Origin of the sequence: Corallococcus sp. AB049A, from assembly GCF_003668885.1 — a bacterium.
Taxonomy (GTDB): domain Bacteria; phylum Myxococcota; class Myxococcia; order Myxococcales; family Myxococcaceae; genus Corallococcus; species Corallococcus interemptor.
Genome location: NZ_RAWL01000359.1, coordinates 1 through 9,037 on the forward strand (window position 1 = coordinate 1; position 9,037 = coordinate 9,037).

10 protein-coding genes and 1 pseudogene are annotated in these 9,037 nt (G+C 69.8%); 3 read left to right on the plus strand and 8 right to left on the minus strand.

The window, feature by feature from the left end:
* From D7X55_RS29820 to D7X55_RS29830, 3 genes and pseudogenes are all read left to right on the plus strand, one after another.
* Positions 1-273, plus strand: a pseudogene (locus tag D7X55_RS29820) (hypothetical protein); the annotation flags it as partial.
* Between the two features lie 112 nt (positions 274-385).
* A complete protein-coding gene (locus D7X55_RS29825; RefSeq protein ID WP_120552861.1) occupies positions 386-766 on the plus strand; it encodes a helix-turn-helix domain-containing protein in 381 nt (126 codons plus the stop codon).
* A gap of 28 nt (positions 767-794) precedes the next feature.
* Complete coding sequence (locus D7X55_RS29830) at positions 795-1,280, plus strand: cupin domain-containing protein (protein WP_121724840.1); 486 nt, start codon at positions 795-797, stop codon at positions 1,278-1,280.
* A 1-nt stretch (position 1,281) separates the two neighbouring features.
* Here the strand turns inward: D7X55_RS29830 and D7X55_RS29835 are convergent, their stop codons facing one another.
* From D7X55_RS29835 to epsD, 8 genes are all read right to left on the minus strand, one after another.
* The gene (locus D7X55_RS29835; RefSeq protein WP_120552859.1) at positions 1,282-1,995 is read right to left on the minus strand and encodes an immunity 52 family protein; all 714 of its coding nucleotides are present in this window, start codon (positions 1,993-1,995) and stop codon (positions 1,282-1,284) included.
* Positions 1,996-2,007: 12 nt separating this feature from the next.
* Positions 2,008-3,315: a restriction endonuclease fold toxin 5 domain-containing protein gene (locus D7X55_RS29840; RefSeq protein WP_120552858.1), complete on the minus strand. Its 1,308-nt coding sequence runs from the start codon at positions 3,313-3,315 to the stop codon at positions 2,008-2,010.
* 90 nt (positions 3,316-3,405) lie between these two features.
* On the minus strand, positions 3,406-4,140 hold the full coding sequence (locus D7X55_RS29845; protein WP_121724841.1) for an Ig-like domain-containing protein: 735 nt from the start codon (positions 4,138-4,140) through the stop codon (positions 3,406-3,408).
* A gap of 11 nt (positions 4,141-4,151) precedes the next feature.
* Positions 4,152-4,460, minus strand: coding sequence for a hypothetical protein (locus tag D7X55_RS29850; protein ID WP_147442987.1), 309 nt, complete (start codon positions 4,458-4,460; stop codon positions 4,152-4,154).
* Positions 4,461-4,484: 24 nt separating this feature from the next.
* Positions 4,485-5,273 carry an exopolysaccharide biosynthesis glycosyltransferase EpsA gene (gene epsA / locus D7X55_RS29855; protein ID WP_121724842.1) on the minus strand — a complete coding sequence of 263 codons (789 nt, stop codon included), beginning with the start codon at positions 5,271-5,273 and terminating at the stop codon, positions 4,485-4,487.
* A gap of 10 nt (positions 5,274-5,283) precedes the next feature.
* Positions 5,284-7,443 (minus strand): GH44 family glycoside hydrolase EpsB, encoded by a 2,160-nt coding sequence (gene epsB, locus D7X55_RS29860; RefSeq protein WP_120552854.1) that lies wholly within the window; start codon positions 7,441-7,443, stop codon positions 5,284-5,286.
* Between the two features lie 60 nt (positions 7,444-7,503).
* A complete protein-coding gene (gene epsC, locus D7X55_RS29865) occupies positions 7,504-8,040 on the minus strand; it encodes a serine O-acetyltransferase EpsC (protein ID WP_199747209.1) in 537 nt (178 codons plus the stop codon).
* A 5-nt stretch (positions 8,041-8,045) separates the two neighbouring features.
* The coding region (gene epsD / locus D7X55_RS29870) for an exopolysaccharide biosynthesis glycosyltransferase EpsD (RefSeq protein WP_121724843.1) at positions 8,046-9,037 on the minus strand (992 nt) is incomplete at its 5' end.

Consider the following 9,037-nt stretch of genomic DNA (forward strand, 5'->3'; position numbering starts at 1 on the left):
GGCTGGGGGGTGGTGTACTCGCTGCTGGACGCGATGCTGCCGGTGGATGGCCGGGGGCGCTGGGAGTTCCAGGCCGCGGTGGGGATGCTCTTCGGCATCTTCGTGTGGATGGTGGACTTCCAGCTGCTGGCGCGCGGCTACTTCCCCTGGTTCCTGAGCGTGCCGCAGTTCCTCCAGATTGTGTGGCACGCGGTGTTCCTGGGGCTGCCCATGGCCCTGCTCTTCACGGCCGCCGAGCGCCGGCGCGCACCCCTCCCGGAGCCCACCCCCTGAGTGGGATGCGGGGTGGGAAAAAACGCCAGAGGTAAGGTGACATGACCCGACCTTCAGGGTTATGCAGCGCCCGGTGCCATGGAGGCGCTTTCCACCCGGGACGGGCAAGGGCATGGACACGGAACTGGCGGGAATCCTTGGCGCGGCGGCGCGGAACGTGCGGGTGAAGCTGGGTCTGACGCAGGCGGACGTGGCGGACCGGATTGGCATGGCGTCGGAGGTGTATGGCCGGCTGGAGCGGGGCCACATGCTGCCCAGCGTCCAGAACCTGCGCCGGCTGTGCGTCGTGCTGAACATCCCGCCGCACGACCTCTTGGGGTTGGGCGAGGAGTTCGCGGCGCCGCCGCCGAAGGAGAAGCCCCGGGCGCGGACGGAGGAGGACGTGCCGGAGATGCGGCGGCTGATGCGCAACCTGCGGCGGCTGACGCCGGTGCAGCTGAAGCTGATGAACCTGGTGGCGTCCGCGATGCAGCAGCAGAAGAAGAAGCCCTGAGGGGGCGCGGCGTTAGACTGGGACCACCATGGTTGAAGAGCTGGTGAGGAGGCTGGGCCTCCAGCCCCATCCGGAGGGTGGCTACTACCGGGAGACGTACCGGGCGGCGTTCCAGGTGCAGACGCTCCGGGGACGGAGGTCCGCGGGGACGGCCATCTACTACCTGCTGCAGAAAGGCGAGTTCTCCGCCTGGCACCGGGTGGTGGGCGCGGACGAGCTGTGGCTGTTCCACGACGGGGAGCCGCTGGCGTTGCACCTGGTGCACGAGGACGGCCGGCTGGAGACCCAGGTGCTGGGCCGGGACGTGACGCAGGGCCATCAGCCGCAGGTGTTGGTGCCGGCGGGGGTATGGCAGGCGGCGGAGCCGCTGGGGGCGTACACGCTGGTGGGCTGCACGGTGTCGCCGGGCTTCGAGTTCGCGGACTTCGAGCTGCCGGAGGCGGACGCGATGGTGGCCCGCCACCCGGCGCACGAGGCGCTGCTCCGGAGGTTCGCGAAGCCCGGCCCGCGCTGAGTCAGGTGCCCCAGGGGCGAAGCGGGGTGAGCAACCCCGCCGCCTGGAGGCGCGCCTGGACGTCCGCGGCGAGGGCGACGTGAGCGGGATTGGCGACGCTGAACTTCTCCTGCGTGAGGGTGATGAGCGTGCCCCGGTCCGGGATGCGCTCCACCTGCACAGGGGAGGGCAGCGGGGGCACGGGCCCGCGGAAGTCGGCGAGGTAGGTGACCCAGCCGACGTAGGTATCGGAATAGGGCTCTGCCACGAGGTCCCGGTGCTGTTCCGAGGCCGCCAGGGCGAGCTCGGGTTGCCATGCGAGCGCCATGGCACGCACCACGCGGGTCATGACGGGCGCGGTCAGCACCCGCTCCGCGACCGGACCTCGGGCCGGCGGTTCCAGGAGACAAACCGAGTTCACATGGAGGGAGGAGCCCCCGCAGAAGCCGTTGACCGCGGAGGTCTCATCCTCGTTCTCGCCCGCCCAGAGCCAGAAGCTCGAACTGTCGAGAGACCGATTGCGCTTCCGGCCGAGGAGCTTCGTGAGTGTCAGTACATCCGCCTGGACCTGAAGCTTTCGAGCCGCTTCGTACGAGTCCGCCGTTTCATGCCAGCGGTTCCATGAAGGCTCGAGCGGGCCGAGTTCCCGGAGGAAGGCGTCCAGTTGCCGGGCGCAGTCCTCTACCGGTTCAAGGCGGGCCAGCCAGTAGCAACCCGCGTAGTACGTCTCGGTCATGGCTCGGACTCCTTAGGGAGCGGGAGGACGTGGAGGGATGTAGACGACTTCAATCTTGAAACGGAGGCGCTTGAAGGCTTCGCGGAGGAAATCCGCGAACGGTTTCTCCGCCACGATCCACCGGACGCGTGTTCCTTCCGCAAGGTTCAATTGGCGCTGAGCCTGATCTCGCAGTCCATTAAACCCACTGAAGAACTTCTTCATCTGGGAGTCATTCTCAAGGAACTTCGCGTAGCCCGGGCCCTTGGCCTCCAGCAGCACGTTCTCCACCGGGTCGTAGCCGTCGAAGTCGACCTCGTCGTCTCCACTCTTGAGCCGGTACGCGGAGCCCTTCGGCGTTCCGGTCACCTGGGCCTGATAGTCGCGGGCTCGGTCGGACATCGACTCGTTGACCTGGACCCACTTGCCCGGGCCTCCCGTGTTGCTGCTCGGAGGCGGTGGCCCCACGACGGCCATGGTCACCGCCGTGGACGCGAGCGTGACCTCCACCACTCCGCCCACCACCCCTACCGCGCTCACGTCCAGCACCTGCACCGGGCCCAGACTCACCGCACCCGGGAAGCGCGGCATGGCCGCGAGCGCGGAGGACAACCCCATCGTCACGCCGTGACTCACCGCCACTGTGACCGCGAGCACGAAGACGCGTGCCACCTCCGGCCCCAGGGTCCGCGCGAAGACCTCCGCTGCTTCCTCCAGCTCCTGGAACGTCGTCGCCCGGTCCGTGGCGTCCTTCAGCGCGGCACACGCCCGCACCACCGCGAGGAACGACTGGACCCCCACGTACGCCAGGAACACAGCCGCAATCACCGCCGCGGCCTTGGTGAACAGCGGCTCCGGTGCCGCCGCCAGCACCACCCAGGACGCAATCGCTCCCGAGACCACGGACACGAAGAACGCCGGGTCCAACGTGTCCTGCAGCGCGGCCCCGATGCTCGCGCGCAGGGGCTCCAGCGACATGCCCACCGCGAGCGTCAGCCGGTCCAGCTCACCAAAACCCGCGCCGTCCTCCAGCAACGACAGACAGTCCCCTGGAGCCTCATGCGCCCGGCACCACCGTCCGTACCGGTCCCGCAGCATGAACCCGAGGCTCCGGTCCAGCTCCGCTCCCTGCTTCGCGACCGCATGCACCACCCTCGGTGCCCGCACCCTCAGCGGCACCTCCAGCACCAGCCGCGTCAGCGCCTCCTCGAACTCCCGAGCACTGACGGGCGCGTACGTCCGGGTCCCCTGCTCCGCGCGCAGCCGCACCGTGGGGCCGCTGGCGCAGCCCGTGAGCAGCACGAACAACAACATCCACACGCCAGCCCTGTGCGCATCCATGCGGCCAATGACACCCCGGAAAGACAACGGGGCGGAAGGCCCGTGATGGACCTCCCGCCCCGAAGGGGCACCGCCGTCAATGACAGACGGCTAGTGGTTCTTCACCGTGAAGCTGAAACTCTGGATGACGAAGTTGTCCACCGCGTCCGTCATCCACACGTCCACCGTGTGCGTGCCATCCAGCAGCTCGCGCGTGTCCAGCTCCGCGGTCCAGTTGCCGTTCGACTGGAGCGTGCCAGCGCGGATGCCCGACCCGTCCCGAGTGAAGGCCACGTTCTTGATGCCGCTCAGCGCATCCGTCACCCGCGCCGTCAGCGTCACCACGCCGGCCGCCGTGCTGCCCAGCAGGTTCTGCGCATTCGGCTGCAGCGTCACGCCGGAGTACACCGCGCGGGAGTCCTGCGCGCCCGTGGCGGTCCACGTGTCCGTCGCGATGCTCCACGGCAGGCTGAACACGCCGTCGCCGTCCGCGTCGTCATCCGCGCCAATCGCCACCCCCGCCACGAAGAAGGTCACCACGCCCCGCAGCGGCCCCGTCACCACCGCGTTGGTGGACGCGTTGCGCACCCGCGCGGACAGCAGCATCGCCTGGCCAATGGTCACGCTCGCGTTCGCGGCCGGCGTGAGGATGGCCGTCGTCGTCGCCACGCCCGTCACCGGAGGAGGCGGCGGCGTATACGTCTTGGCGCGAGCGGACGCGGACACGCCCGGCGCGCCACCGGAGGACGCCGTCACCGTGACCTCCGACAGCAGCGAGGGCAGCAGGTTCGCCGGCGCGCGCACCGTCAGCGTCACCGTGGACTCCTGGCCGGCGGCCAGGAACACCGTGGGCCGGCTCAGCGTGGCTGGCCAGCCCGGCAGGCCGCCCGGCTCGTCTTCTCATTGGGGTACAGGCTGCCCTCGTGCAGCCAGTTGCCCGCGGGCCGCTGGTCCGTCTGGATGCGCGCGCCCAGGAGGTCCAGGTTGCCCTGGATGGTGCGGCCGTTCGAGGTGGCCTGCGCCATGTTGTAGCCATTGGCCTTCTGCGTGGACTCCGTGTTGGTGGCGGCGGACGCCGGCAGGCTGAAGGCAGACAGCAACAACGCCGCGAACACGACGAGTCGCGCCGCCCAACGGGGCGGCGTACGGGATACGGCTGATGACATGAGGGAACGTCCCGGCGCCCCCCCCTACTGACCCCGGGTGCGCTTCCACAACTCGCGCAGCAGGATCACCCCGAACTGTGAGTCATTGAGAATGTACCGGCGCCACAGGCGCTTGGGCTCGTGGGTGAGGCGGTAGAGCCACTCGAAGCCGGCCTTGGCGATCCACTCCGGCGCGCGCCTGGCGGTGCCAGCGATGAAGTCGAACCCCGCGCCAATGCCAATGGACACCGTGGGCCCCAGCTTCTGGGCCACCTGGGAAATCCACACCTCCTGCTTGGGGCTGCCCAGCGCGACGAAGAGCAGGTGCGGGTCCTTCTCCCGGATGCGCGCGACAATGGGGTCGTTCTGCGCGTCGCCCGCGTCCAGGTTCACCATGGGCGAGTCCCAGCCCACCACTTCGATGCCGGGGTACTGCGCCTGGAACTGCCTGCCCACCTTCTCCGCGACGCCCGGGCCCGCGCCCAACAGGAAGATGCGCCACTTGCGCTCGGCGCCCAGCTTCACCAGCGGGAGGATGAGGTCCGAGCCCGCGATGCGCTCCGGCAGGGACACGTCCAGCATGCGCGACGCCCAGACGATGGGCATCCCGTCCACCACGCTGATGGTGGCCTTCGAGTACGCGTCGCGGAAGCGCGTGTTCGTCTCCGCCAGCACGACGTGGTCCACGTTGGCGGTGAAGACGTAGCCACCCTGGTGCGCGTCCACCAGCTCGCCAATGGCGGTGATGGCCTCCGGGAAGGTGAGCTGGTCGATGGTGAGCTGCCCGATGTTCAGGCGCGGGCGGGAGGAGGCGGGGGCGTGTGCGGTGGTCAAGGCGTCGTCTTCACTTCACCGTGAGGTCCAGCACGGTGATGGAGTAGGGGGGAAGGCGCTGCGACAGGGTCTGCTCGGCCTGCTTGCCGGTGGCCTGTTCGGTGAAACCGCCCGGCGCGCCCGAGTACCCCATGACGCGCACGGTGTTGAGCGAGCCGCAGCCCTTGAACTCCACCTGGGCTTGAGCGGCCTGCTCGGGGTCGAAGTTGAGCAAGACGGCCGTGAGCTTCTTGCCGGAGGCGTCCCGCGACGCGAAGAGGCTGGTGCCCTCCGGCGCGGTGGTGGACAGGCCGTTGTCCTGGAAGCGGCCGCCCTTGCCGTCGAAGTCGCGGTACGCGCGGAACGCCCAGAACGTGGGGCTGTTCTCCGCGGGGTACTGCCAGAAGAACGCGGACGTGAGCCCCTGCTGCCCGAAGCGGCCCAGGGCCTCCGCCTGCGCCAGGCCGCCGCTCATGTGCTTCATGGCGCCGAAGTTGTATTCGCCAATGGAGATGCCCCGGCCGGGGTAGTTCTCCGCGATCCACTGCTTCACGCGGGGAATCAGCTGGATGGGCTGGCCAATCCAGGACTCGTCCTTGTACGTGGGGTCCCACAGCGCGCGCGTGGAGCGGATCCGCCGCGCGTTGGTGTCCGGGTCGGTGGCGCCCTCCAGGCCCAGGCCCACGTTGGTCTGCGGGTAGAAGTGCACGTCCACCACGTCCAGCAGGCGCACGCCGGTCTTCTTCTCGTGGTCGCGCAGCTCGCGCAGGTACCAGGCCAGCAGCGGCACGTCGCCGTGCGCGCGGCGGTCCGTGTACGGCGGGCGGCCGGGCGCGAAGTCCGCGGCGGACCAGAAGTAGTTCGTCCAGCCCCACTCGGCGGGGCCGGCGATGACGGCGTCCGGATCCGCCTTCCGCACCACGGTGCCGTAGTCGATGGTGCGCTTGAGCAGCTCGTCGTAGGTGAGCGGTTCGGGGTGCACGTCCCGGTGCGTGGAGCTCCAGAGGGCGGGCTCGTTGTCCAGGATGTACATGTTCACGCCGCGGGCACCACCACGCTTCGCGTCCTGGGACTTGAGCGACTTCACCCACTCGCCAATGAACTCCGGCGGGGCCTGCACGCTGGTCGTCGTGGGCGCGGCGGGGACCAGGGGTGTGCCGTCGCGGCGCACGCCGTTGCCGCCCGCGGGCTCCGTGTCGTCCTGGGCCTGCTGCGGGCCGAACTCCGACACCGGGAAGCCCACGGAGGACGTGTCCTTGGCCACCCAGCCAATCAGCGGCAGCGTGAGCGCGGACTGCACGTTGTGCTTCTGGTTGGACTCCAGGAAGTCATCCGCGCCGAAGCCCAGCTGCACGTTGCGGAAGTACCAGTCGTTGCCGGTGTTCCACGCGCGGCCCAGCTTCCAGTTGTAGCGGGACGTGGGGTTGCCGCCCCAGCGGCGGATGGTGGCGCCCAGCTTCCACTGGTGCGTGTCCGTGGTCTCCTTGTTGCCGTCCAGCGCGATGCCGTAGATGAGCGGGCTGATGGGCTTGGAGGGCGCGGTGCAGTCGATGATCATCTTCGACTCGCGGCCGTCGCCCCGGCCCATGCGCCCGCCGCCGGCCGCGCGCGCGGCGGCCACGTCCGGGGACAGCGGCACCAGGGCCACCTTGTCGAAGAGCACCCAGTCCCGGGCCACCTCCTTCGACGCGCGGAACACCAGCCGGTCGAAGGGCTCACCGCGCGGGTTGAGGACCTCCATGGGCACGACGACCTCCGCCCACTCGCGGTCCTTCTTGACGATGAACTCCGGGCTGATCCGCACGTGCGGGAACGTCGCGGCGCCGGGCGCGTCCAGGCGCACGTCCAGGAACTCGCCGTAGGACTCCGGGGCGGTGAAGCGGAAGGTCAGCGCGCCGTACGCGCCCTGGAGCTTGGGCCGGTAGAGGATCCACCCGCCGTAGTTGAACATCCGCAGGCGCGCGGGCGCGCCCCTGGGCAGCTCACGCGGGGCCCAGCCGATGTCCTTCCAGCCGGCCTGGATGCCCCCGTCGTAGACGGCCACCGAGTCCGTGGCGGCGGGCTGCGCGGCGGGCGGAGTCTCTTTCGTAGCGCCCTGCTGGGCCATCGCCACGCCGGCTCCGCCGCCCAGCACCGCGCAGGTGAGGATGACGGTCCGCTTCCACCGCGCGTGCTTCGCCCTGTCTGCCATGACCTTCCTCAACGCATCCCCCGGAACGAACCGGCACAGCGGATCAACGAACGGCGACGGCTACAGCGGGACCTCGTCCTGGTCCTTGCGCGGGAAGATGCGCGCGGGGATGCCCACCGCCACGCTGTCCGGCGGCACGTCCTGGAGCACCACGGCATTCGCGCCAATGCGAGACCGGGCGCCAATGCGCACGGGCCCCAGGATGCGGGCGCCCGCGCCAATCCAGACGTCGTCCTCGATGGTGGGGTAGCCGTTGTCCTTGGCGGTGCCCACGGTGTTGTTGCCGTAGAAGCGCACGCGGTCGCCAATGCGCGCGTCGCCGCCAATGACGACGCCCAGGCTGTGCACGAAGTACACGCCCTTGCCCAGCGTGACGTCCTTGCCAATCTCGATGCCCATCACCGCCGTCTGGGCCACGCGCAGCACGTGGTTCACCAGCGGGATGTGGAAGGCCAGCGCCGCCTCGCGCGCGCGGTTGAGCGCGGTGATGCGGTACGAGTCACTGGTCAGCACCACCTTGGCGATGGACTTCGCGTCCGTCGTCCCGGTGGCCGCCTTGGCCATCTCCAGCGCGTCCGAGATGAGGGCTCCGAACATGGCTTTCATCCTTGGGGCTCTCCCCGGCCCTGCAGGTAGCGAGCGAAGCCCCGGGCCACGCCCATCCAGCCGCCGGCCTCCGTGCGGGCGCCGCGCAGGTACTCCATGCCGTACGCCACGGACGTGCCCGCGAACGCGGCGCCGGTGAGCCCCAGCTTGTCCGCGACGCTGGAGGCCTTCACCACGGCCTCCGTCAGCTTGCGCGACGCCTCCGGCGCCACCACCGCGGAGGCGAGCAGCGGGCGCGACAGCAGGTTCGTCTCGAAGAAGAGGCGCCAGGGGTTCACGCCCTTCACGTCCGGGTGCTTCACGGAGACGTGGGTGTCGAACATGCCGTAGCGGTGGGCGCGGCGGATCCACTTCTCGAAGCTGACGTGGTCGCTGCCGTGCAGCACGTACGCGTCCGGCGCGAAGAGGAACGCGCAGCCGGCCTTCTCCAGGCGCACGCCCAGCTCCACGTCCTCGGACTGGCCCAGCGTCTTGTCGAAGCCGCCCACGCCCACGTAGTCCGCGCGGGGGAAGGACACGTTGCCCGTGTACAGGTGGTTGCCGCGCGCCTTCGCGCCGGGGGTGGACAGCTCCTCGGCCATGCGGTTGTTCAAGTACGCGTACCAGCGCTCGAACAGCGGCATCTCCCCGATTTCGGGATCCGGCCGGATGCGGCCCAGCACCACGTTGCGCGAGCCCGGCGGGTGGTGGCCCAGGTGGCGCGCGAGGAAGTCGGACGCCACCTGCATGTCGTCATCCGTGACGAGCACCGTGGCGCCCCGGGCGGCCAGCACGCCCCGGTGCCGCGCGGCGGCGGCGCCCGCGTTCTCCTGCACCTCCACGCGCAGGGTGTAGGGCAGCTTCAGCGCGGAGAGCGGGCCCTTCACGTCGGTGGCGGAGCCGTCGTCCACCACCACGACCTCGAACTGCTCGGGCGGCAGCGTCTGGCCGGCCAGCTGCTGGAGCAGGCGGGTGATGAGGGGCAGCCGGTTGTACGTGGCGATGACGA